We start from the raw sequence: 22,958 nt of genomic DNA, 5'->3' as shown, positions 1-22,958 counted from the left end.
ACCACTCAACAAACCAAGGAAGAACACATGAAACTGCAAGTCGCCATCGACCTCCTCACCACCGAAGCCGCCCTCGAACTGGCCGGCAAGGTTGCCGAACACGTGGACATCATCGAACTCGGCACGCCCTTGGTGAAGAGCGAAGGGCTTTCCGCCGTTACCGCCATCAAGAACGCCCACCCGGACAAGATCGTCTTCGCGGACCTGAAGACCATGGACGCCGGAGAACTCGAAGCCGACATCGCCTTCAAGGCCGGCGCTGACCTGATCACCGTGCTCGGCGCCGCCGACGACTCCACCATTGCCGGTGCCGTCAAGGCAGCCAAGGCCCACAACAAGGGCGTCGTCGTCGACCTGATCGGCGTGGCGGACAAGGTCACCCGTGCCAAGGAAGTCCGCGCGCTGGGTGCGAAATTCGTAGAGATGCACGCCGGCCTGGATGAGCAGGCCAAGCCCGGCTACAACCTGAACGTGCTGCTGAGCGCCGGGGAGGAAGCACGCGTGCCGTTCTCCGTGGCCGGCGGAGTGAACCTCTCCACCATCGAGGCCGTCCAGCGGGCGGGCGCCGACGTGGCCGTCGCCGGCGGTGCCATCTACAGCGCCGCGGACCCCGAGCTGGCCGCGAAGGAACTGCGCGCAGCGATCATCTAGCAGGAGCTTCCGGGAAACCCCGACGGCGGTCCGCACCTCTTCGGTGCCGGCCGCCGTTCTGGTGTTGGCCGAGGTTCTGGTGCCGACTGCCGGCCTCCGGGTGCCGTTCCTTCCCGGGCGGCGCCGTGGCACACTGTATGAACTATCGAATGGCTGGGGGATCCAAGTCAGGAGATTGTCATGCGCAGTCTGATCCAACCCTGCACTTCAGGCCTTCGGCTGGCGGTGAGCGCGTTTCGGTTTTTATGGCGGTAAGTGAGAGAGCGTCTGGCGGGGTGATGCTGCCTAGAGGACCTTGCGGATGGTCTCCTCGAAGCTCGTGACGTGGTGCAAAGCGAGTTCACCGGCCTTGTCCGCGTCCCCTTCGGCCACCGCATTGAGGAGCTCCACGTGCTCGGTGATGTGGCCGCTCACTGAGGGGACCTTGTCCAGGACCAGGCACCAGATGCGGGTTGCCAGGTTGTCGTAGCGGATCAGGGTGTCTTCGAGGTGCGGGTTCGCGGCCGCCTTGTAGATCAGGCGGTGCACCGTGAGGTCGTACTTCATAAGCTCACGGGATTCTGCAGGGCTCGGATCCAGTTCCGCGATTGTTGTGGCCACGCGCAGTAATTCGCGGCGCATCGCGGCGTTTGCCCTCTTCGCGGCGCGGCGGGCCGCCAGCGGCTCCAGCAGTTCCCGAATTTCCGAGACGTCGGCCAACTCCGTGAAGTCCACAGTGGTGGCAAATGTTCCCCGCCGCGGATAGGACACCACAAGGTGGTCCACCTCCAGCCGCTTGATCGCCTCGCGCACGGGCGTGCGGCCGAAGCCGAGCTCCGCGGCCAACTGCCCGTCGTTGATGGGTTCGCCGGGCCGGATTTCAAGCATGATCAGCTTGTCGCGCAACTGCCGGTACGCTGCCTCGGCCTGGGACAGTACTTCGTCCTCGGCGGACGGCAAAGCGGGAAGTGCATTCACGGCGCGGCTCCGTTCCTCGGTGCTGGGGTCCTCTTACCTACTGCGGCCCGAGATTCAAATGGAAGCTCAGTGCCACTTTGCTTCCGGCTATTGACTCTCTTGTGATCTCAATCATACCATTGTCATCACACTGATATATCAGTTATAGACGAAATGGTATTTCAAAGGAGCATCCGTGGTTGAGCAGTTGAATGAGCGACTTTCCGCAGTCGATCCAGAGGTCGAGCAGGCCGTTGCCCGCGAGCTGGTCCGCCAGCAGTCCACCCTCGAGATGATCGCCTCGGAGAACTTTGCTCCGGCGGCCGTCATGGAGGCGCAGGGCTCGGTCCTGACCAACAAGTACGCCGAGGGCTACCCCGGGAAGCGCTACTACGGCGGCTGCGAGCACGTTGACGTGATCGAGCAGCTCGCCATTGACCGGGTCAAGGCCCTGTTCGGTGCCGAGTTCGCCAACGTCCAGCCGCACTCGGGCGCCCAGGCCAATGCCGCGGCAATGTTCGCCCTGCTGAACCCGGGCGACACCATCATGGGTCTGGATCTTGCACACGGCGGCCACCTCACCCACGGCATGCGCATCAACTTCTCCGGCAAGCTCTATAACGTGGTCCCCTACCACGTGCGCGAATCCGACTTCCGCGTGGACATGGCCGAAGTCGAAGCCCTGGCCCTGCAGCACCGCCCGCGGCTCATCGTCGCAGGTTGGTCGGCCTACTCCCGCCAGCTCGACTTCGCCGAGTTCCGCCGGATCGCTGACCTGGTGGACGCGTACCTGATGGTGGACATGGCGCACTTCGCCGGCCTCGTGGCGGCAGGGCTGCACCCGAACCCGGTGCCGTACGCCGACGTCGTCACCACCACTACGCACAAGACCCTGGGCGGCCCGCGCGGCGGAGTCATCCTCGCCAAGGAGGAGTACGCCCGCAAGATCAACAGCGCCGTGTTCCCCGGCCAGCAGGGCGGCCCGCTGGAGCACGTCATCGCCGCCAAGGCAGTGGCCTTCAAGCTGGCCGCAACCCCCGAATTCAAGGAACGCCAGGAACGCGTCCTCGAGGGAGCCAAGCTGCTGGCAGCCCGGCTCCTCCAGGAGGACGTCGCCGCCGCCGGCATCTCGGTGGTCAACGGCGGCACCGATGTCCACTTGGTCCTCGTGGACCTGCGCAACTCGGAACTGGACGGCCAGCAGGCCGAAGACGCCCTGCACCGGATCGGCATCACTGTCAACCGCAACGCCGTCCCGTTCGACCCCCGCCCGCCGATGGTCTCCTCCGGTCTCCGGATCGGAACGCCTGCACTGGCCACCCGGGGCTTCGGCGCAGCGGAATTCACCGAAGTGGCGGACATCATCGCCACGGCGCTCATCGCCGCGGCGACCGGCGGCGAAACCGCCGGCGGACCGCTCAGCGAGGACACCGCCGTCGAACTCGGCGCCCGGGTCACGGCGCTCGCCGACCAGTTTCCCCTCTACCCGCATCTGAACGACGGCACCGAGATTGCCGACTTCGAGGCAGACATGATTGGAGCAGCCCAGTGAGCACGCAGCAGCTTCCGGAACACCCGGACTTCCTCTGGCGCAACCCGGAGCCCAAGTCCTCCTACGACGCAGTGATCGTGGGCGGCGGCGGGCACGGGCTGGCCACCGCATACTTCCTGGCCAAGAACCACGGCATGACCAACATCGCCGTCCTGGAAAAGGGCTGGCTCGCCGGCGGCAACATGGCCCGGAACACCACCATCATCCGTTCCAACTACCTCTGGGACGAGAGCGCGGCCATCTACGAGCACGCCCTGAAGCTCTGGGAAATCCTGCCGGAGGAGCTCGAATACGACTTCCTGTTCAGCCAGCGCGGGGTCATGAACCTCGCCCACACGTTGGGTGACGTCCGCGAGAGCATCCGGCGCGTGGGCGCGAACAAGCTCAACGGCGTGGACGCCGAATGGCTGGAGCCGGACCAGGTCAAGGAACTGTGCCCCATCCTGAACATCAGCGACAACATCCGCTACCCCGTCATGGGCGCCACCTACCAGCCGCGCGCGGGCATCGCCAAGCACGACCACGTGGCCTGGGCCTTCGCCCGCAAATGCGACGAACTGGGCGTGGACATCATCCAGAACTGTGAGGTCACCGGCTTCCTCAAGGACGGAAACCGTGTAGTGGGCGTCAAGACCAACCGCGGCACCATCAACACCGAAAAGGTGGGCCTGTGCGCGGCCGGACACAGCTCGGTCCTGGCGGAAATGGCCGGTTTCCGGCTCCCCATCCAGTCGCACCCGCTGCAGGCGCTGGTGTCCGAACTGCACGAACCGGTTCACCCCACGGTGGTCATGTCCAACCACGTGCACGTCTACGTCTCCCAGGCCCACAAGGGTGAACTGGTGATGGGCGCCGGCGTCGACTCCTACAACGGCTACGGCCAGCGCGGATCCTTCCACGTGATCGAGCACCAGATGGCCGCCGCCGTCGAACTGTTCCCCATCTTTGCCCGGGCGCATGTGCTCCGGACCTGGGGCGGGATTGTGGACACCACGCTGGACGCCTCGCCGATCGTGGGCACCACACCGGTGGAGAACATGTTCGTCAACTGCGGCTGGGGAACCGGCGGGTTCAAGGGAACGCCCGCTGCCGGACTCACGTTCGCACACACCATCGCCACGGGCGCACCGCACAAGCTGAACAGGCCGTTTGCGCTGGAACGCTTTGAAACCGGAGCCCTGATCGACGAACACGGCGCAGCCGCCGTCGCCCACTAGCCGCCGTCCACTAGAAAGAAGACGCACATGCTGCTTATCTCATGCCCCAACTGCGGCTCGCGCGACGAGACCGAGTTCCACTACGGCGGCCAGGCCCACGTGCCCTACCCGGAAAACCCGAACGAGCTGAACGACCGCGAATGGGCCGAATACCTGTTCTACCGCGACAACACCAAGGGCACCTTCGCCGAGCGCTGGCTTCACAGCACTGGCTGCCGCCAGTGGTTCAACATGCTCCGCGACACCGTCACCTACGACATCCACGCCGTCTACCCGATGGGCACGCCACGGCCGGCGACGGCGGTTCCCGCCGCTGCTGAAGTCGGCACCGCCAGCGTCGCCGCGGACAGCACCACCATCGGGAACGCCGCACCCAGCACCTCTGCAACCAGCATCATCTCCAGCAGCACCGCCCCGGAAGGAGCAACCAAGTGACTTCCCTGAACGCCCGCCTCGCCGCCGGCGGACGCATCGACCGCAGCATCTCCTGGCGTTTCACCGTGGACGGCGAGGAATTCACCGGCCACCCCGGGGATACGCTCGCCTCGGCCTTGCTCGCGAACGGCCGGATCACGGTCGGCAACTCGCTCTACGAGGACCGGCCCCGCGGCATCCTGGCAGCCGGCGTGGAGGAACCCAACGCCCTGGTCCGGATCGAACCGCGCTTCCCCGGCCACGTGGCCGAGTCCATGCTCCCCGCCACCACCGTCACCCTGGTGGACGGCCTGAAGGCAGGCCTGCTGAACGGTCTGGGCCGGCTGGACCCGGAGGAGGACCGCGCCGAGTACGACAAGAAATACGTCCACACGGACATCCTGGTGATCGGCGGCGGCCCCGCCGGCCTGGCCGCGGCCCGCGAAGCCGTGCGCACCGGCGCCCGCGTGATGCTGCTGGACGACCAGCCCGAACTGGGCGGCACGCTTCTCTCCGGATCCACGGCCCCCGGCCTGGCCGAGACCATCGAGGGCAAGCCCGCCCTCGAATGGGTGGCGGACGTCGAAGCCGAGCTCGTCTCCGGAGCCGAATGCACCGTCCTGAACCGCACCACGGCCTTCGGCGCCTACGACGCCAACTACGTCATCGCCGTCCAGAACCGCACCGACCACCTGTCCAGCCCGGCCGCCCCCGGTGTCTCCCGGCAGCGTATTTGGCACATCCGTGCTAATCAGGTCGTCCTTGCTCCCGGCGCCCACGAACGGCCGCTGGTGTTCGAGAACAACGACCGCCCCGGCATCATGCTCTCCTCGGCCGTGCGCAGCTACCTCAACCGCTACGCCGTCGCCGCCGGGCAGCGCGCGGTCATCAGTACTACCAACGACAGCGCCTACTCCCTGGCCGCGGACCTGCGGGCCGCCGGCGTCAAGGTGGCCGCCGTCGTCGACGCCCGTCCCCGCCTCACCCCGGTGGCCGCCGCCGCCGTCGAAGCCGGCACCCGTGTGCTGATCGGCAGCGCTGTGGCCGACACCGCCGCCGCAGAGGACGGCGACGGCCGGCTGACGGGGGTCACCGTCCGCAGCATTAACGACGACGGCGAACTCACCTCCGGCATCGAGGAGATCGCCTGCGACCTGCTGGCAGTCTCCGGCGGCTGGAGCCCGCTGGTTCACCTCCACTCGCAGCGGCAGGGCAAGCTGCGCTGGGACGAGGACCTGGCGGCCTTCGTGCCGAGCAGCGTGGTCCCGAACCAGCAGATCGTCGGCTCAGGCCGCGGCAGCTTCGAACTCGAGGACTGCCTCGCCGAAGGCATCTCGGCCGGAGCATCGGCAGCCATCGCCGCGGGCTTCGAGTCCGTTACGCAGCCCACCCCGCTCGGTGAGCCGAAAGCGTCCGGCCCCACCCGCCAGCTGTGGCTGGTCCCCGGGCAGGCCGGCACGCCGGATGACTGGCACCACCACTTCGTCGACTTTCAGCGCGACCAGTCCGTGGCCGACGTTCTCCGTTCCACCGGGGCCGGCATGCGCTCCGTGGAGCACATCAAGCGCTACACCTCCATCAGCACCGCCAACGACCAGGGCAAGACCTCCGGCGTCAACGCGATCGGCGTCATCGCCGACGCCCTCCGGCAGGCCGGCGAAGCGTCCCGGGGCATCGGCGACATCGGAACCACCACCTACCGGGCGCCGTTCACCCCCGTGGCCTTCGCGGCACTGGCCGGACGCCAGCGCGGCGAACTGTTTGACCCAGCCCGCGTCACGTCGATCCACCCGTGGCACGTGGCACAGGGAGCATTGTTCGAGGACGTAGGGCAGTGGAAGCGGCCCTGGTACTACCCGCAGTCCGGCGAGGACATGGACACCGCCGTGCTGCGCGAATGCGCCGCCGTCCGCGAATCCGTGGGTTTCATGGACGCCACCACCCTCGGCAAGATCGAAATCCGGGGCAAGGACGCCGGTGAATTCCTCAACCGGATCTACACCAACGCGTTCAAGAAGCTCGCACCCGGCTCCGCCCGCTACGGCGTCATGTGCATGGCGGACGGCATGATTTTCGACGACGGCGTGACCCTCCGCCTCGACGAGGACCGGTTCTTCATGACCACCACCACCGGCGGCGCCGCGAAGGTGCTGGACTGGCTGGAGGAGTGGCTGCAGACCGAATGGCCCGAACTGGACGTGCACTGCACCTCGGTGACCGAACAGTGGTCCACCATCGCCGTCGTCGGGCCCAAGTCCCGGGCGGTGATCGCGAAGGTGGCCCCCGAACTCGCCGCGGGCGGCGGGCTGGAGGCTGAAGCCTTCCCGTTCATGACCTTCCGCGAAACCACCTTGGCCTCCGGCGTGAAGGCGCGGATCTGCCGGATCTCGTTCTCCGGTGAACTGGCCTATGAAATCAATGTGCCGTCCTGGTACGGGCTGAACACCTGGGAAGCCGTGGCCGCCGCAGGCGCCGAATTCGACATCACCCCGTACGGCACCGAAACGATGCACGTGCTCCGGGCCGAGAAGGGTTACCCGATCGTCGGGCAGGACACCGACGGCACGGTCACCCCGCAGGACGCCGGGATGGAATGGGTGGTCTCCAAGGCCAAGGACTTCATCGGCAAACGCTCCTACGCCCGGGCTGACGCACAGCGTGAGGACCGCAAGCACCTGGTCAGCGTCCTTCCCGTGGACGGGTCACTCCGGCTGCCAGAAGGCACCCAGCTGGTGGAGAAGGGCATCACCACGAACCCCGCCTACGGGCCCGTGCCCATGCAGGGCTTCGTGACCTCGAGCTACCACAGCGCCGCGCTCGGCAGGTCGTTCGCACTGGCACTGATCAAGAACGGCCGCAACCGCATCGGCGAGACCCTCGTGGCCGCCGCCGGCGACCAGCTGGTTGATGTCGTCGTCGCCGAAACCGTACTTTTTGACCCCGAAGGGACCCGTAAAGATGGCTAACACCGCAGCACTCACAGGCATCAATGGACTCCGGGAAATCCGCCGCAGCCCGGCCTCCCACCTGGCCCAGGCACTCGAAGCCGGCTCCGTACCAGGGGCAGTCGTCCTCAAGGAGAGCCCGTTCCAGACCATGGCCGGCGTCCGCGTCGCCCCCAGCTCCGAGGAAGGCGCCAGGATCGCGTCCGTCGCCGGCGGCCTGCCGGCACGCTGCGGCGAGGTCACCGGCAGGGACGGCGTCAGCGTCCTGTGGCTCGGCCCGTCCGAATTCCTTGTGGTGGCCCCCGAAGAGGCCCACGACTCCCTGGGCGGGGACCTGATCGGCTCGCTCACCGCAGCCCTGGGCGATGCCCCGGGACAGGTGGTGGACTTGTCCGCCAACCGCACCACGTTCGAGCTCTCCGGCCCCCGGGCCCGCGCCGTGCTGGAGAAAGGCTGCGCCCTGGACCTGCACCCGCGGAGCTTCACGCCGGGAACGGCCCTGACCACGGAGGTGGGGAACATTCCGGTCACCCTCCTGAAGACCGGGGACGACAGCTTCCGGCTGTTCCCGCGGGCTTCGTTCGCGGACTTCCTGGGCCGCTGGCTCCTGGATGCCATGAGGGAGTTCGCTTCCCCCGAGGTGCCCTGATGGCGCTCAGCGCCCTGGACCTGTTCTCTGTTGGCATCGGGCCGTCGTCGTCGCACACGGTCGGCCCGATGCGGGCGGCGAAGCTGTTCGCCGAAGGACTCAAAGGTGATGGCCACCTGAGCTCCACCACAAGGGTCCAGGCCGAACTGTTCGGATCGCTCGGCGCCACCGGCCGGGGCCACGGCTCCGACAAGGCCGTGGTGCTGGGCCTCCAGGGCCTGGACCCGGAAACGGTGAACACCTCCACGGCCGACGACCAGGTGGCCGCGGCCGCCCTCGACGCCGAACTCCGGATCGGCGGGGACCACAGAGTGGACTTCAACTGGGACGAGGACGTGGTGCTGCACCGCCGCAAGTCCCTGCCCGCGCACCCCAACGGCATGACCTTCCGGGCGCTAAACCACGCCGGCGCCGTGCTCAGCGAACGGAGCTTCTACTCCATCGGCGGCGGCTTCGTGGTTGACGGCGCCGTTGGTCCCGGCGACAACGTGGTGGCCGACGACACCGTCCTCCCCTTCCCCTTCACCACGGCCGACGAACTCCTGGAGATCTGCCGCCGCGAAAGCATGTCCATCTCCGACGTCATGCTCGCCAACGAACTCGTGTGGCGCAGCGAAGCGGAGCTCCGGGAGAAGCTGCTGGCACTCTGGGCCGTCATGCGCGAATGCGTCGACAACGGCTGCACCGCGGAAGGAATCCTTCCCGGCGGTCTGAACGTAAGGCGCCGGGCGCCGTCGTTATTCAACACCCTGACCGCGGACACCGGCGTCACCGATCCGCTCCGGGCCATGGAATGGGTAAACCTCTTCGCCCTCGCCGTCAACGAGGAAAACGCCGCCGGCGGGCGGATCGTCACCGCCCCCACCAACGGCGCGGCCGGGATCGTGCCGGCGGTGCTGCACTACTACGTCAAGTTTGTTCCGGGAGCCGACGACGACGGTGTGGTCCGCTTCCTGCTGGCGGCGGCCGCCGTCGGGATTCTTTTCAAGATCAACGCCTCCATCTCCGGCGCTGAAGTGGGCTGCCAGGGCGAAGTGGGCTCGGCCTGCTCCATGGCGGCCGCCGGGCTGTGCGAGGTCCTCGGCGGCACCCCCGAACAGGTGGAAAACGCCGCCGAGGTGGGGATCGAACACAACCTTGGCCTGACCTGCGATCCAGTGGGCGGCCTGGTGCAGATCCCCTGCATCGAACGGAATGCGATCGCCAGCGTGAAGGCGATCAACGCCGCGCGGCTGGCGCTGCACGGCGACGGCAGCCACAAGGTGTCGCTGGATAAAGCCATCAAAACCATGCGTGAGACAGGAGCGGACATGAAAACCAAATACAAGGAGACCTCCCGCGGGGGCCTCGCCGTGAATGTGATCGAGTGCTGAGCCATGACTGCCATCGAGACTGAATCCTTTACCGGTCCGACCGCGACCACCGTGGAGCATGTCCTCACGCTGGACTGCCGGGAGTCGCCTGGCATTGTGCACGCCGTCTCCGGCTTCCTGTTGGAACACGGCTGCGACATCATCGACAACCAGCAGTTCGGCGAGCGCTCCGAAGGGCACTTCTTCATGCGGGTGCACTTTGCGTCCGACGGGGATGTGTCCACCGCGGACACCCTGCGGGCCGCTTTTGGCCCGGTGGCGGAACGCTTCGGGATGAGCTGGCGGCTGGAGCCGCACGGCTCCAAGCGGCGCGTGCTGATCATGGTGTCGAAGTTCGGGCACTGCCTCAACGACCTGCTGTTCCGCGCCAGGATCGGCGAACTTCCGGTGGAGGTGGTGGCCGTTGTTTCGAACCACACCGACCACCAGACCCTCGTGGAATGGCACGGTATCCCGTTCTTCCACGTGCCCGTCACCGCCGCTACCAAGCCTTCCGCGGAGGCACGGCTGCTGGAGCTCGTGGACGAGTTCGATGTGGAACTGGTGGTGCTGGCGCGCTACATGCAGGTCCTCAGCGACGCGCTCACCCGCAAGCTGGACGGGCGTGCCATCAACATCCACCACTCATTCCTGCCCAGCTTCAAGGGCGCCAAGCCTTACCACCAGGCCTACGCCCGCGGGGTGAAAACGGTGGGGGCTACAGCACACTACGTCAACGGCGAGCTCGACGAGGGGCCCATCATCTCCCAGCAAGTGGTGGAGGTTGACCACACGTACGGCCCGGAGGACCTGGTGGCCGCCGGCCGCGACACCGAATGCAAGGCGCTCAGCAACGCCGTCCGCTGGCACTGCGAGGGCCGCGTGATCCTGCAGGGCAACAGGACAGTGGTGCTCCGCTGACTGGACGCTCTCTCACTTCCTGTCGCTTAAGCCGGGACGCTCTCTCACTTCCTGTCGCCTAAGCCGGGACGCTCTCTCACTTCCTTGGGGGAAGTGCGAGAGCGTCCCTATTTTTGTTGCGAAAGGTGAGAGAGCGTCCATCCCGCCGGGGCTACAGGACGGCCAGCCGGGTGGCCAGATGCAGGGCTGCGAGCCGGCCGGTTCCCCGCGGATCTCCGCCGCACAATTCAAAAATCCGCTGCAGCCGGTGATGCATCGACTGCCGCTCCACGTGAAGTTCCCTCGCGGCCTGCGCCGTATTGCAGCCGGAGTCGAGCCAGATGGCCAGGGTTGTCAGCAGCTGGGAGTTCCGCCGCTCGTCGTGCTCCAGTACGGGTCCAAGTTGCTGGCGCACAAAGTCCTGCCGTGCCCCCTGGTCCAGGTGCTGCACAGCCATTCGCTCCACGGCGAGGTTTTCGACGTCGACCACCACATCTGCGGATTCCGACGGCAGCCTCGCCGCTCGGAGTGATGCGTTCACCACCAGGTCCAGGGCGCATTTCGCCTCCGACAGCGACCACGGTGCGTTTATGATCCCGGCAGCCAGGGGGCCCACCGCCGTCATGGTTCCGGCCTCCACAGGGAGTTCCTGCAAGGCCGCCACGAGTTCCGCCCGTGCGGCGGAGGCGCCGTCAATAGGAAGGGCTGCGAGGGCAAGAAGCTCTGAATTATCCACATAGCTGGCGCTCTGCTGGGCTGAGCGCTTCAGGATCTTGTCCATTGCGGCGCGTAACTGTTGGGACGTGGACGTCCTGACGACGATGGCGACCACAGTTGCCGAGGCCGGAATCCCGGCAGTCGGAGAGAGCTGTTGCAGCCGCCAGGGCTGACTGCCGGAGCTGACAGCGCGCAGCAGCGCGGTCCCTGCGACCTCTTTCAGGCCGGGTGGCATCCGTTGCAGCAGCGCCAGCGAAAGGATGTCAACGCACCGCCCGCCGGCAACGCGTGCCAAATTGACGTCGCCATGGGCCGGGACATTGATTGCCAGCCTGGCGGAGGGCACGCCGCGGACGGGGACGTCGATATTGATCGGCGTTCCATCCGTGCCGGTCCCCACCGCGTTTTCGCGCCGTTCGTCGGGCCCGGAACCGTCCGCCGGAATGGAACCGGCGGAACCGTCACTTGCCGGGGCGGCGGTTCCCAGTGTCACACCGGACACCGACGAGAGTTCCAGCGTCGCTTCAATGATCCCGGCCAGCACGGCGAGAATCCGGTCCAGGCTGCTCCCGTGGGCCAGTTCCACGGCCATGGCGTGGCTGGCCTCGTCCGCGCGGCGCAGGTGTGCCACCGATTCGCTGACCAGCATCGAGTTGATGGCCTGCATGATGCCCACGAACGGCACTACTTTGCGGAATTCAATGAGGGGCAGCCCGGCTTCTTCGGCGGCCCGGATCATCGAGGACGGAAGCGACGCGAGGGTCTGGCCTGTCTCCACGGCTAGGGCGCCGACGCCGCGTTCAGCCAGCTGTCGGACGTACTCCACGCGCCGGCCGTCCGTGGCTGAGACCAGGGCATCACCCCCGGTGAGAAGCAGTTCACCGCCGCTAAGTAACGGCGCAATGTCCAGTACCTCACTCGAATGGACCCAGCGCAGTTGTGTACCCGACGCTGCACCTGCCCCGGCGCGGATCACGGGATCAGCGGCCGTGAGGGTGGGGTGCTTAAGCACGTCGGCGAGCAATACAGGCATTACGATCCGTAACGTAGATGAGCGTTGTGTTGTACACATAGTATCTTGTTGACTGTGGCCTGTGACACATAATCTGGCGGTATCCCCCTTCCCCCTACGGAGGCCCCCATGCACAACCACTCCACTGCAGCCGCGGACGGCCCAGTGCCGGCAGCCGACAATGATGTCGAAGCCTGGCTCCAGCCCATTCCGGAATCCCAGCGGACCAGGAAAGTCTCCGGACAGTTCTGGATCTGGGCCGGCGCCAACCTGGCACCCATCAACTGGGTCCTCGGCGCCCTCGGCATCCACCTCGGGCTCGGCTTTGCCGACACCGTCACTGTCCTTGTCTTGGGCAACCTCATCGGAATGCTGCTGTTCGGTTGCTTTGTACTGCTCGGCCAGAAGACCGGCGCCACCGGCATGGTGCTGGCCCGCGCGGCGTTCGGCCGGCGCGGAAACTACTTGCCCGCCTCCATCCAGGCGCTGCTGGTGATCGGCTGGTGCGCAGTGAACACCTGGATCATCCTGGACCTCGTGATGGCGCTCTTCGGGACGCTCGGCTGGGTCGACCCGACAGCCCACAACTACGGATGGAAGATCGGCGTCGCCACCACCATCATGGCAGCGCAGGTGGCCATCGCCTGGTTCGGCTACAAGGCCATTGCCGCGTTTGAAAAATGGACCGTACCGCCAACCATCATCATCCTCGCGGTGATGTCCGCCGTCGCCTGGTTCGGGATGAAGATCAACTGGTCCTACGCAGGACCGGCCGGCAATATCCTCGAAGGCTCGGAGCGGATCGCCGCGATGAGCGCGGTCATGACGGCGATCGGCATTGGCTGGGGGATCACCTGGTTCACGTACGCCGCCGACTACTCCCGGTTCGTCAGCACCGAAGTGCCAAAGCGCAAGGTCTACCTCGCGTCGGTCCTCGGCCAGTTCATCCCCGTCGTCTGGCTCGGAATCCTGGGAGCCAGCCTCGCCACCAACAGCGGCGAGATCGACCCCGGAAAGCTCATAGTCCAGAACTTCGGGGTCATGGCGCTCCCGGTGCTCCTGATGGTCCTGCACGGGCCCATCGCCACCAACATCCTGAACATCTACACCTTCTCCGTCGCCACTCAGGCGCTCGACATCACCATCAGCCGCCGCAAGCTGAACCTGTTCGTCGGCGTCTTCTCGCTGGCCGCCGTCGTATTCTTCATCTTCCAGGAGGACTTCGCCTCTGTCCTGGATGCATGGCTGATCGGGCTCGTGGCCTGGGTGGCTGCCTGGGGCGGCGTCATGCTTGTGCATTATTTCTGGATCGAGAAGCGCTGGCCAGCCGACGGCGGACGGCTGTTCGACAGTGTGGGCACCAGGCGGCTCCCCGGCATCAACTGGGCCGGCGTTGTATCCCTCCTGGTTGGCATCTTCGCCACCTGGCTGTTCATGTACGGGCTGATCCCGGTGATGCAGGGCCCCATCGCCGTGGCCTTGGGCGGCTGGGACCTGTCCTGGCTCGCGGGTGGCCTCAGCAGCGCCGCGTGCTACGCGGTTCTTGGCCCCCGGGTCCACCGCAGGTTTCTGGCCGACGCCGGATCGCAGCCGGTCCCGGCAGCCGTCCAGGAGACAGTAGCCCTCCCGTCAACAACCACTGCCGCCCTCTAGAAAGGAACGGACCATGGAATTCCCTGCCTTCGCAGACTCCGCCCATCCCATCACCTGGCCCGAAGGGTACCGGGCAGCCGCCTCGTTCACGTTCGACGTCGACGCCGAATCGTGCACCATTGCCCATGACCCCGCCAGCACGCGCCGGATGTCGCTCATGACGCACCAGTCGTACGGGCCCAAGGTTGCGGTCCCCAGGCTGTTGCAGATCCTCGAACGGCAGGACATCCAGGCCACGTTCTTCATCCCGGGTTTTACCGCGGAAAGCTACCCCGACGTGGTGCGCCGGATCGCGGATGCAGGACATGAGATCGCCCACCACGGCTACCTCCACGAACCCATGCAGGGCATCGACGCCGACACCGAGGCGCGGTACATCGACCGCGGGCTGGAAGCACTGGCCAACGTTGCGGGCGTGCGGCCGGTCGGCTACCGCGCTCCCTGGTGGGAGCTGAACTGGCACTCGCCGGCTCTCCTGGCTGACCGCGGCTTCCTCTACGACTCAAGCCTGCTCGACGGCGACGCACCGTACCGCTTCAGCGTCGCCGACGGCGACTCCAGGGATCTGGTCGAAATACCTGTTGACTGGGCACTGGACGACTGGGAGCAGTACGCCTTCTATCCGGGGGTGACCGGCAGCGGAGTCATTGAAAGCCCCGCCAAGGTCCTCGAAATGTGGACGCTGGAGGCAGAGGCACACCATGCGGCCGGGAGCTGTTTCGTGCTGACGAACCATCCGTTCATCTCCGGCCGGCCCTCAAAGGCGGTGGCCTTGGAGCAGCTGATCAACCGAGTCAAAGCCATGGACGGGATGTGGGTCACCACCATGGCCAAAATCGCCGAGCACACGCGGGACACCGTGACTGAAGTCCATAGCCACGCGCGCATTGCGGTTCCGGGCTTTCCCGACGCCGGCGCCCGCTTCACCCCGGCGCAGGTCAGGCAGCCGGAGCTGACCGCCGGTCCGTAACACGGCTGAGCCCAGGCAGCCCTCTCTCACCACCCGTCGCTTAAACCGGAACGCTCTGTCACCACCCGTCGCTTAAACCGGAACGCTCTCTCACCAGATGAGAGAGCGTTCCGGTTTTTGTTGCAGGAGGTGAGAGAGCGTCGGCCTGGAACGTGCAGGAGGTGAGAGAGCGTCGGCCTGGAACGTGCAGGAGGTGAGAGAGCGTTTAGACGCCCAGAGATTCCTTCAGCGCCTGGACGTGGCCCTGGGCCTTGACCTGGTACTGGGCGAGGCGCACCTTGCCCTCGGGATCAAGAACCACGGTGGAGCGGACGATGCCCTCGCGGACCTCCCCGTCCACGAGCTTCTCGCCCCAGGCGCCGTAGGCCAGTGCGACGGAGTGGTCCTCGTCGGCCAGCAGCGGGAAGGTCAGGGCGAAGTCGCCGGTGAAGTGGGACAGCTTGTCCGGGGCGTCGGGGGAGACGCCCAGGACCTCGTAGCCGGAGCCCTGGAAGGTGGCCAGGTTGTCGCGGAAGTCGCAGGCCTCGGTGGTGCAGCCGGGGGTGGCCGCCTCGGGGTAGAAGTACACGATGACGTTCTTGCCCCGGTAATCGGCCAGCGAGGTCTGCTTGCCTTCAGCGTCCGGCAGGGTGAAGTCCGGGGCCTGGGTTCCGGGCTGGAGCTTGGTGGTCAGTTTGGGGCTCATGGCATTCCTTCGGATGGATCTTGCGAAACAAAAGCTGGTGGAAGAATCAAGGGCTGAATTGGATAACAGCCTAGCTAGATACTGTATTCCGCCGGGCCGCGGACGGTGGCGCCCGGGCCGGGGATGAACTGGTAGCCGCCGCCCCGCACCGTGGCGATCGCGTGCCGGCCGCCGCGCAGTTTGCGCCGCACCCGGCCCACGTAGACGTCGATGGAGCGGGTGGCCGCCCCGGGGCTGTCGAACGATTCCAGGAACACCCGCAGCTCCTCGCGGCCGATGGCCCGCGAGCAGTTTTCCACGAGGTAGCGCAGCAGCTTGAACTCGACGCCGGTGAGCGGCACCGGCCTGCCGTCCAGCAGCACCTCGCCTTTCGCGAGGTCCACGGCGACCCGGCTGACGGGGCCGCCCGACGGCGGGAGGTGGGGTGCGCCGCCGTCGTCCAGTTGCGGGGAGTCCTCCGGGGAGGACGACAACGGCGCGGGAGTGCCGCCGTCGGGCGTCCCGTGGGGTGCCCCCTCCCCTGGGGGCTTCCCGGACGGGAACGAACCGGCGGCGGACGTTGCAGCTCCGGCGGCAGGCCAGTGGACTTCCGCCTCCGGAGCAATCTTCAGGGCACGCGCGAGCACCAGCTCGGCGGCGCGGGTGAGAACAGCCTCATCAATGTCCTGCCCGGGCCCGGCGGTTACCCAGACGGCCAAGCCCCGCGCCTTGAACCCGGGCGCGCCTGAGTTCCGGTCCGGGACGGCAGTGAGGTGCGGGCGCCCGCCGACGCTGCCACCGGCCGGGTTCCCGCGCGGCGTATGGGCATGGACGGCCATGACGGAACGCCTCAGACGCCGCCGCGGCGGATCAGTTTGCCGCTGGGCGTCTGGCCGTCCACCACGCTGCCGCGCAGGAACGTCTTGCGGACAACACCGGAGAGGGCCTTGCCGTCGTACGGGGTGATGGGGTTCTTGTGCTTGAGCTTGGAGACGTCCACCACGAACGCCTCGTCGGGGGCGAAGACGGAGAAGTCGGCGTCGTAACCGAGGGCGAGCTGGCCCTTGTTGGACAGCCGCGCCAGGGCTGCCGGCTTTTCGGCCATCCAGGACACCACCTGCTCCAGCGGGATGCCGCGGTGCCGCGCCTCGGTCCAGATCAGCGACAGGCCCAGCTGCAGCGAGGAGACGCCGCCCCAGGCCACGGCGAAGTCGCCGTTTTCCAGGTCCTTCAGGTCAAGCGTCGAAGGCGAGTGGTCAGAGACGATGCAGTCGATGGTGCCGTCCTGCAGGCCCTTCCAGAGCAGCTCGCGGTTGGAGGCTTCGCGGATGGGCGGGCAGCACTTGTAGGCGGTGGCGCCGTCGGGGATCTCCTCGGCCATGAGCGTGAGGTAGTGCGGGCACGTCTCCACGGTGAGGTGGATGCCGTCGCGCTTTGCGCTTGCGATCATGGGCAGCGCGTCCGAGGAGGAGAGGTGCAGGATGTGCGCGCGGGCGCCGGTCCAGCGGGCCCGCTCGATGACCTCGGCGATGGCCTTGTTCTCGGCACCGCGGGGGCGGGACGCCAGGAACGTGGAGTAGTGGTCGCCGCCCGGATGCGGTGCGCGGTCAATGGCGTGCGAGTCTTCGGCATGGACGATCATGAGCGAATCGAAGGACTTGAGTTCGGCCATGTCCTCCTCCATCTCATCCGCCTCCAGATGCGGGAACTCGTCCACGCCGGAGTGCAGCAGGAAGCACTTGAAGCCGAACACGCCCTCGTCATGGAGCGGGCGCAGGTCCGCCTTGTTCCCGGGCACGGCGCCGCCCCAGAACCCGACGTCGACAAACGCCTGGTCCTCGGCCACTTCGCGCTTGAGCTTGAGGCCCTCCACCGTGGTGGTGGGCGGGATGCTGTTCAGCGGCATGTCGATGATGGTGGTCACGCCGCCGGCCGCGGCCGCGCGGGTGGCGGACGCGAAGCCCTCCCATTCGGTGCGGCCGGGCTCGTTGACGTGGACGTGGGTGTCCACGAGGCCGGGAATGAGGGTTTCGTCGTCGGCGAGTTCGATGATCTCCCGGCCGGACAGGCCGTTGCCGAACGGTTCGAGGGCGACGATCTTGCCGCCCCGCACGCCCATCTCACGCGCGGCGATGCCGGCGGTGGTGAGGACCCGCTGGCCCCGGATGACGAGGTCAAAGCTTTCTTCAGACATTGAGGGGCTCCTTTGTGCGGGCGCTGTTCGCCGTGGCGGTGGCGGCGGGGACCGGGTTCGCCAGCTCCGCGCCGATGCGCTGTCCCAATTGTTCAAGCAGGGGTCCTGCTTGGGCTATACATATTTCTACCTTGGCCTCCAGCGCGGTCAGTGGGTAGACCTGCCGGAAGCCGGATTCCTGCTGCTGTTCTGCGGTCAGCGTGGTGCGGCCGCAGACGGCGACCACCGGCGCGCCGGCGGCAGCGGCGGCGCGGGCCACGCCCATGGGCGTCTTGCCCAGCAGGCTTTGCTCGTCCAGACTGCCTTCGCCGGTGATCACCAAGTCGGCGCCGGCCAACCGGGCGGCCAGTTCAGTGAATTCAAGCACGACGTCGATGCCCGGCCTGCGCGTCGCGGCCAGGGCCGCTATGGCCGCGTAGCCAACGCCGCCGGCCGCTCCGGCCCCCGGCGCGTCCGCGGCTTTCAGTGCGCGCGGGCCGATTTCCCGGGCGAGGACGCGGACGAAGTTGGCCAGGGCGCTGTCCAGTGTTGCCACATCGGCAGGGGTGGCGCCCTTCTGCGGTCCGAAGATCGCAGCGGCACCTTCCGCACCCAGCAGGGGGTTGTCCACATCGCTGGCCAGGACGAAACGGGTCTCGTCCAGGCGTGCGTCGAAGCCGGAGAAGTCGATGCTCGCCAGGTCCGCCAGTGCGGCACCGCCAAGCGGGAGTTCGTTGCCGTCGGCGTCGAACAGTATGGCGCCGAGGCCCTGCAGGACCCCCGCTCCGCCGTCGGTGTTGGCGCTGCCGCCGACGCCCAAAATGATCTGCCGGCAGCCGGCGTCCAGGGCGGACCGGATGAGTTCGCCGGTGCCGAGGCTCGTGGCGGCCTTGGCGCTGGCGGAATCCGGCTGGCCGCCGGTCCCTCCAGCGCCATTGGCCTTGCCGCCGGTTCCTCCAGCGCCATCGGGGAGGACCGCGAGCCCGGAGGCCGCGGCCATCTCGATGACGGCCTCCCGTCCGCGGACCGCAAACTCGGCAGTCAGCGGCTGCCCGGTGGGGCCGCTGACAACGGCGCTGCGGCGGGTGAAGCCGGAGCCGACGGCGGCGTCCAAGGTGCCCTCGCCGCCGTCGGCCACGGGAATCCGGAGTACCTCAAGGGGACCCTGCCCCGCGATGCGGAAGCCCGCCTGCAGCCCCCTTTCCAGGTGCCGGGCGACGTCCGGGGCGGAGAGCGAGCCCTTGAACTTGTCCGGCGCGATCACTATGCGCATTGCAGTGCCTGTCTTTTAGTGTTGAGCGCCGCGGCTTAGGGCTGCAGGGCCAGGATGGCGGTGGGGGCGTCCTCGCGCGTCTCGGCCAGCTCCTCGAACTCGTTGATTGCGTTGATCTCGGTGCCCATGGAGATGTTGGTGATCTTCTCCAGGATGACCTCAACCACCACGGGAACCTGGAACTCGCCCATGAGGGCCTTGGCCTTGTCGAACGCGGAGCCCAGGTCGTTGGGGTCTTCCACCCGGATGGCCTTGCAGCCCAGGCCCTCGGCCACCTTGATGTGGTCCACGCCGTAGCCCGCTGCGGTAGCGGAGGAATCAGTGGAGTTGATGTTCTCGAAGGCCAGGGACACGTTCTGTTCCATCTTGAAGCCGCGCTGCGACTGCCGGATCAGGCCCAGGTAGGAGTTGTTCACCACCACGTGGATGTACGGCAGGTTGAACTGCGCGCCCACGGCCAGTTCCTCGATCATGAACTGGAAGTCGTAGTCGCCGGACAGCGCAACAACGGTCTCGTCCGGCTTGCCGCGCACCACGCCCAGGGCCGCCGGTGCGGTCCAGCCCAGCGGGCCGGCCTGGCCGGCGTTGATCCACTTGCGCGGGCCGAAGACGTGCAGCATTTGGGCGCCGGCGATCTGGGACAGGCCGATGGTGGACACGTAGGTGGTGTCCTGGCCGAAGGAGCGGTTCATCTCCTCGTACACGCGCTGCGGCTTGATGGGGATGTTCTCGAAGTGCGTCTTGCGGTGCAGGGTGGCCTTGCGCTCGGCACATTCGGCAACCCAGCCGGAGTAGTCCGGCAGGGTCTTGGCGGCCTGGCGTTCGCGGGCCAGTTCCAGCAGCCCGTCCAGAGCCGCGCCGGCGTCCGACGCGATGCCGAAGTCCGGTGAGAACACGCGGCCGATCTGGGTGGGCTCGATGTCGATGTGCACGAACTTGCGGCCCTCGGTGTAGGTGTCCAGACCGCCGGTGTGGCGGTTGGCCCAGCGGTTGCCGATCCCGATCACGAAGTCGCTCTGCAGGTAGGTTTCATTGCCATAGCGGTGCGAGGTCTGCAGGCCCACCATGCCGGCCATCAGCGGGTGGTTGTCCGGGATGGTGCCCCAGCCCATCAGGGTGGGGATGACCGGAACGTTCAGCAGTTCGGCCAGTTCCACCAGCTGGGCGGAGGCGCCGGCGTTGATGATGCCGCCGCCGGCCACGATCAGCGGGTGCTGGGCCGCGGTGAGCATGTCCAGGGCCTTTTCCAGCTGCTTGCGGCTGGCCTTGGGCTTCTCGACGGGCAGCGGCTCGTAGGTGTCGATGTCGAATTCGATCTCGGTCATCTGCACGTCGATCGGCAAGTCCAGCAGCACGGGGCCGGGTCGGCCGGAGCGCATCAGCTGGAAGGCCTTCTGGAAGGCGCCCGGAACCTGGCCCGGCTCCAGGATGGTCATGGCCATCTTCGTGACCGGCTTGGCGATCGACTCGATGTCCACGGCCTGGAAGTCTTCCTTGTGCAGCTTGGCCACGGGGGCCTGGCCGGTGATGCAGAGCATCGGAATGGAGTCGGCCCAGGCCGCGTACAGGCCGGTGATCATGTCGGTGCCGGCGGGGCCGGAGGTGCCGATGCAGATGCCGATGTTGCCATCCTTTGCCCGGCTGTAGCCGTCAGCCATGTGGCTGGCGCCTTCAACGTGGCGGGCCAGGGTGTGGCGGATGCCCCCGTGGGCCCTCATGGCCGAGTAGAACGGGTTGATTGCCGCGCCTGGCAGGCCGAACGCCTCGGTGGCGCCCTCCTTTTCCAGGATGGCGACGGCTGCGTCTACGGTGCGCATCTTCGTCATGGTGTGCTCCTTGAAAGTCTGTGGGTTTGCCCGCTGTGGGCTGAATTTTTGGGTGTGTTTAGGGAGCCGCCGTCGTTGATGCACGACGGCGGTTGCCCGGTTTTGCTTGCTAAGTCCGCCCTGTGGGCGGCTGGCCTACTGGCGGCCTGGGTTACTTCCGGCCGCTGAGCTGCAGGACCTGCTTGAAGAGGCCTGAGTGATCGAGTCCGCCGTCGCCCTGGTTGACGGTGGCGGCAACGAGCTGTGCGACGACGGCGCCAAGGGGAACGGCGACGTTGGCTTCGCGGGCGGCGGAGGTGACGATGCCGAGGTCCTTGTGGTGGAGGGCAAGGCGGAAGCCGGGGTCGAAGTTGCGGTCCAGCATCTTCTGGCCCTTCTGGTCCAGGACCTTGGAGCCGGCCAGACCGCCGCCAAGGACCTTGAGTGCTGCATCGGTGTCCACGCCGTAGGCCTCAAGGAAGGCGATGGCCTCGCCGAGGACTTCGATGTTGACGGCCACGATCAGCTGGTTGGCTGCCTTGACGGTCTGGCCGGAGCCGGCGGGGCCGACGTGGACGATGGTCTTGCCGACGGCGTTGAGGACGTCCTGTGCTGCGTCGAAGTCGGCCGCGTCGCCGCCCACCATGATGGACAGGGCGGCGTCGATGGCACCCTGCTCGCCGCCGGAGACCGGGGCGTCGAGCGGGCGGATGCCTGCTGCGACCGCGTCCTCGGAGAGGCGCTTGGCAACGTCCGGGCGGATGCTGGAAGCGTCGATCCACAGGGTGCCCTTCTTCGCGTTGGCGAAGATGCCGTCCTTGCCGCTGACGACACCCTCAACATCGGGGGAGTCCGGGACCATGGTGATGACGACATCGGCGTCCTTGACGGCGTCCGCGATGCTCGTGGCACCCTTGCCGCCCTCGGAGACGAGCTTGTCGATCTTGTCCTGGCTGCGGTTGAAACCGGTGACCGCGTGGCCGGCCTTGACGAGGTTGATGGCCATGGGGAGGCCCATGATTCCGAGTCCGATGACTGCAACGTTGCTCATGATGGTTCTCTTTCTGAAGTCTGTGGTGGTTCTGGTGGCCGAGCCTGTCGGGACCTAGTTGGAAGCGTGCTGGCGGATGGCCCAGCTAAAGGCTGTTTCCGCCGGTTCCTTATATTCGAGACCGATGTAGCCCTCGTAGCCGAGTTCGCGGCTGCGGGCGATCCATTCGCCGAGGGGGAGCTGCCCGGTTCCGGGAGCCCCGCGGCCGGGGTTGTCGGCGATCTGGATGTGGCCGAAGTCCTTGGCGTGCTTTTCGATGACGGCGTCGACGTCGTCCCCGTTGACGGCCAGGTGGTAGAAGTCGGCGAGGAGCTTAATGTTCTCGGCGCCGGATTCTTCCCGGACCCGGCTGATCACCCGAAGGGCGTCTGCGGCGGCGAGGAGCGGGTACTTGGGGGCGCCGCTGACCGGTTCGAGGAGGACGGTGCCGCCGATGCGGGCGACGCCGGCAGCCGCCGTTGCGAGGTTTTCGGCGCCGATGGCGTCCTGCTTTTCGGGCGATTCGCCGTCGATGCGGTTGCCGTAGAGGGCGTTGAAGGCCTTGCAGCCGAGGCGCTCGCCGATGCCGGCTACAACGTCGATGTTGTCCTGGAACTCGCGGGATCGTGCTGGCCAGGAGGTGAGGCCGCGGTCGCCGCCGGGCATGTTGCCGGCGTTGAAGTTCAGGCCCGTGAGCTGCACGCCGGCGTCGTTGATGGCGTTCTCGAACTCGGTGACCTGGGCGTCGGCGGGGACAGAGGTGTCAAAGGGCCACCAGAATTCGACGGCGTCGAAGCCGGCAGCCTTCGCCGCGGCGGGGCGCTCCAAGAGCGGCAGTTCCGTCAGCAGGATGGAGCAGTTCACGGTGTACGTCATTGTCTTTGTTCCTTGCGGGTCCGGTGGTGGCGTCTTTGCTGAGCAGTGCTGGCTTCCTCGGCTATTTCGTATTGTGGAAGTTATATTCTGCTGTATGAAAAGTGTAGGACGGGGCGGGTGCCGGCGTCAACCGTTGCGGACCGTCCGGCAGGCTGATGCCGGAGACGGC

19 protein-coding genes are annotated in these 22,958 nt (G+C 66.9%); 10 read left to right on the top strand and 9 right to left on the bottom strand.

All coding sequences use genetic code 11. From position 1 onward, the window contains the following. Nucleotides 1-27: 27 nt before the first annotated feature. Complete coding sequence (hxlA, locus tag LQ144_RS09865; RefSeq protein ID WP_230118469.1) at nt 28-651, top strand: 3-hexulose-6-phosphate synthase; 624 nt, start codon at nt 28-30, stop codon at nt 649-651. A gap of 285 nt (nt 652-936) precedes the next feature. Here hxlA and LQ144_RS09860 read toward each other — a convergent pair whose 3' ends face one another. Next, entirely contained in the window at nt 937-1,608 is a 672-nt protein-coding gene (locus LQ144_RS09860) for a GntR family transcriptional regulator (protein WP_230118468.1), read from the bottom strand. 175 nt (nt 1,609-1,783) lie between these two features. On the opposite strand from LQ144_RS09860, the gene glyA reads away from it, so the two are divergent. From glyA to purU, 7 genes are read left to right on the top strand one after another with little or no spacing between them, the layout of a single operon-like run. Next, nucleotides 1,784-3,139, top strand: a complete 1,356-nt coding sequence (gene glyA / locus LQ144_RS09855) for a serine hydroxymethyltransferase (protein ID WP_290369746.1) — start codon at nt 1,784-1,786, stop codon at nt 3,137-3,139. Then, nucleotides 3,136-4,356, top strand: a complete 1,221-nt coding sequence (locus LQ144_RS09850; RefSeq protein ID WP_230118467.1) for a sarcosine oxidase subunit beta family protein — start codon at nt 3,136-3,138, stop codon at nt 4,354-4,356. The genes glyA and LQ144_RS09850 overlap by 4 nt, the downstream gene beginning before the upstream one ends. A 27-nt stretch (nt 4,357-4,383) precedes the next feature. Beyond that, complete coding sequence (locus LQ144_RS09845) at nt 4,384-4,791, top strand: sarcosine oxidase subunit delta (RefSeq protein WP_230118466.1); 408 nt, start codon at nt 4,384-4,386, stop codon at nt 4,789-4,791. Beyond that, nucleotides 4,788-7,736, top strand: coding sequence for a sarcosine oxidase subunit alpha family protein (locus LQ144_RS09840; RefSeq protein WP_230118465.1), 2,949 nt, complete (start codon nt 4,788-4,790; stop codon nt 7,734-7,736). The genes LQ144_RS09845 and LQ144_RS09840 overlap by 4 nt, the downstream gene beginning before the upstream one ends. Then, on the top strand, nt 7,729-8,364 hold the full coding sequence (locus LQ144_RS09835; RefSeq protein ID WP_230118463.1) for a sarcosine oxidase subunit gamma family protein: 636 nt from the start codon (nt 7,729-7,731) through the stop codon (nt 8,362-8,364). The genes LQ144_RS09840 and LQ144_RS09835 overlap by 8 nt, the downstream gene beginning before the upstream one ends. Next, nucleotides 8,364-9,737: an L-serine ammonia-lyase gene (locus LQ144_RS09830; protein WP_230118462.1), complete on the top strand. Its 1,374-nt coding sequence runs from the start codon at nt 8,364-8,366 to the stop codon at nt 9,735-9,737. Before LQ144_RS09835 ends, LQ144_RS09830 begins: the two co-directional genes overlap by 1 nt. Nucleotides 9,738-9,740: 3 nt before the next feature. After that, nucleotides 9,741-10,637: a formyltetrahydrofolate deformylase gene (purU, locus tag LQ144_RS09825; protein ID WP_230118459.1), complete on the top strand. Its 897-nt coding sequence runs from the start codon at nt 9,741-9,743 to the stop codon at nt 10,635-10,637. A 151-nt stretch (nt 10,638-10,788) separates the two neighbouring features. Here purU and LQ144_RS09820 read toward each other — a convergent pair whose 3' ends face one another. Next, nucleotides 10,789-12,366 (bottom strand): PucR family transcriptional regulator ligand-binding domain-containing protein, encoded by a 1,578-nt coding sequence (locus tag LQ144_RS09820; RefSeq protein ID WP_230118458.1) that lies wholly within the window; start codon nt 12,364-12,366, stop codon nt 10,789-10,791. A gap of 108 nt (nt 12,367-12,474) precedes the next feature. Here LQ144_RS09820 and LQ144_RS09815 point away from each other — a divergent pair, with 108 nt between their 5' ends. Together LQ144_RS09815 and LQ144_RS09810 are read left to right on the top strand one after the other, a co-directional pair. Next, nucleotides 12,475-13,998, top strand: a complete 1,524-nt coding sequence (locus LQ144_RS09815; RefSeq protein WP_230118456.1) for a cytosine permease — start codon at nt 12,475-12,477, stop codon at nt 13,996-13,998. Between the two features lie 13 nt (nt 13,999-14,011). Beyond that, the gene (locus tag LQ144_RS09810; protein WP_230118455.1) at nt 14,012-14,968 is read left to right on the top strand and encodes a polysaccharide deacetylase; all 957 of its coding nucleotides are present in this window, start codon (nt 14,012-14,014) and stop codon (nt 14,966-14,968) included. A gap of 205 nt (nt 14,969-15,173) precedes the next feature. Here the strand turns inward: LQ144_RS09810 and bcp are convergent, their stop codons facing one another. The 7 genes from bcp to LQ144_RS09775 form a co-directional block, all read right to left on the bottom strand. After that, nucleotides 15,174-15,653, bottom strand: a complete 480-nt coding sequence (gene bcp / locus LQ144_RS09805) for a thioredoxin-dependent thiol peroxidase (protein WP_230118453.1) — start codon at nt 15,651-15,653, stop codon at nt 15,174-15,176. A gap of 74 nt (nt 15,654-15,727) precedes the next feature. Continuing rightward, nucleotides 15,728-16,471, bottom strand: a complete 744-nt coding sequence (locus tag LQ144_RS09800; protein WP_230118451.1) for a winged helix-turn-helix domain-containing protein — start codon at nt 16,469-16,471, stop codon at nt 15,728-15,730. An 11-nt stretch (nt 16,472-16,482) separates the two neighbouring features. After that, nucleotides 16,483-17,826, bottom strand: coding sequence for an allantoinase AllB (gene allB / locus LQ144_RS09795; RefSeq protein ID WP_230118449.1), 1,344 nt, complete (start codon nt 17,824-17,826; stop codon nt 16,483-16,485). Then, on the bottom strand, nt 17,819-19,078 hold the full coding sequence (locus LQ144_RS09790; RefSeq protein ID WP_230118448.1) for a glycerate kinase: 1,260 nt from the start codon (nt 19,076-19,078) through the stop codon (nt 17,819-17,821). The genes allB and LQ144_RS09790 overlap by 8 nt, the downstream gene beginning before the upstream one ends. Nucleotides 19,079-19,113: 35 nt before the next feature. Beyond that, entirely contained in the window at nt 19,114-20,904 is a 1,791-nt protein-coding gene (gene gcl, locus LQ144_RS09785; RefSeq protein WP_230118445.1) for a glyoxylate carboligase, read from the bottom strand. 151 nt (nt 20,905-21,055) lie between these two features. Then, nucleotides 21,056-21,934, bottom strand: a complete 879-nt coding sequence (locus tag LQ144_RS09780; RefSeq protein ID WP_230118444.1) for a 2-hydroxy-3-oxopropionate reductase — start codon at nt 21,932-21,934, stop codon at nt 21,056-21,058. Nucleotides 21,935-21,988: 54 nt separating this feature from the next. Next, entirely contained in the window at nt 21,989-22,789 is an 801-nt protein-coding gene (locus tag LQ144_RS09775) for a TIM barrel protein (protein ID WP_230118441.1), read from the bottom strand. Nucleotides 22,790-22,958: the final 169 nt, after the last annotated feature.

This window comes from Arthrobacter sp. Bi83 (assembly GCF_918698095.1).
In the GTDB taxonomy this organism is placed as follows: domain Bacteria; phylum Actinomycetota; class Actinomycetes; order Actinomycetales; family Micrococcaceae; genus Arthrobacter.
This window is presented reverse-complemented; position numbering and strand designations above follow the sequence as displayed.

Coding starts and splice junctions, on each gene's coding strand:
- allB (WP_230118449.1), bottom strand. CDS start 17,826: ATGTCTGAAGAAAGCTTTGACCTCGTCATCCGGGGCCAGCGGGTCCTC.
- LQ144_RS09830 (WP_230118462.1), top strand. CDS start 8,364: ATGGCGCTCAGCGCCCTGGACCTGTTCTCTGTTGGCATCGGGCCGTCG.
- LQ144_RS09845 (WP_230118466.1), top strand. CDS start 4,384: ATGCTGCTTATCTCATGCCCCAACTGCGGCTCGCGCGACGAGACCGAG.
- LQ144_RS09775 (WP_230118441.1), bottom strand. CDS start 22,789: ATGACGTACACCGTGAACTGCTCCATCCTGCTGACGGAACTGCCGCTC.
- purU (WP_230118459.1), top strand. CDS start 9,741: ATGACTGCCATCGAGACTGAATCCTTTACCGGTCCGACCGCGACCACC.
- LQ144_RS09815 (WP_230118456.1), top strand. CDS start 12,475: ATGCACAACCACTCCACTGCAGCCGCGGACGGCCCAGTGCCGGCAGCC.
- LQ144_RS09820 (WP_230118458.1), bottom strand. CDS start 12,366: ATGCCTGTATTGCTCGCCGACGTGCTTAAGCACCCCACCCTCACGGCC.
- LQ144_RS09835 (WP_230118463.1), top strand. CDS start 7,729: ATGGCTAACACCGCAGCACTCACAGGCATCAATGGACTCCGGGAAATC.
- LQ144_RS09790 (WP_230118448.1), bottom strand. CDS start 19,078: ATGCGCATAGTGATCGCGCCGGACAAGTTCAAGGGCTCGCTCTCCGCC.
- hxlA (WP_230118469.1), top strand. CDS start 28: ATGAAACTGCAAGTCGCCATCGACCTCCTCACCACCGAAGCCGCCCTC.
- LQ144_RS09780 (WP_230118444.1), bottom strand. CDS start 21,934: ATGAGCAACGTTGCAGTCATCGGACTCGGAATCATGGGCCTCCCCATG.
- LQ144_RS09810 (WP_230118455.1), top strand. CDS start 14,012: ATGGAATTCCCTGCCTTCGCAGACTCCGCCCATCCCATCACCTGGCCC.
- gcl (WP_230118445.1), bottom strand. CDS start 20,904: ATGACGAAGATGCGCACCGTAGACGCAGCCGTCGCCATCCTGGAAAAG.
- LQ144_RS09800 (WP_230118451.1), bottom strand. CDS start 16,471: ATGGCCGTCCATGCCCATACGCCGCGCGGGAACCCGGCCGGTGGCAGC.
- bcp (WP_230118453.1), bottom strand. CDS start 15,653: ATGAGCCCCAAACTGACCACCAAGCTCCAGCCCGGAACCCAGGCCCCG.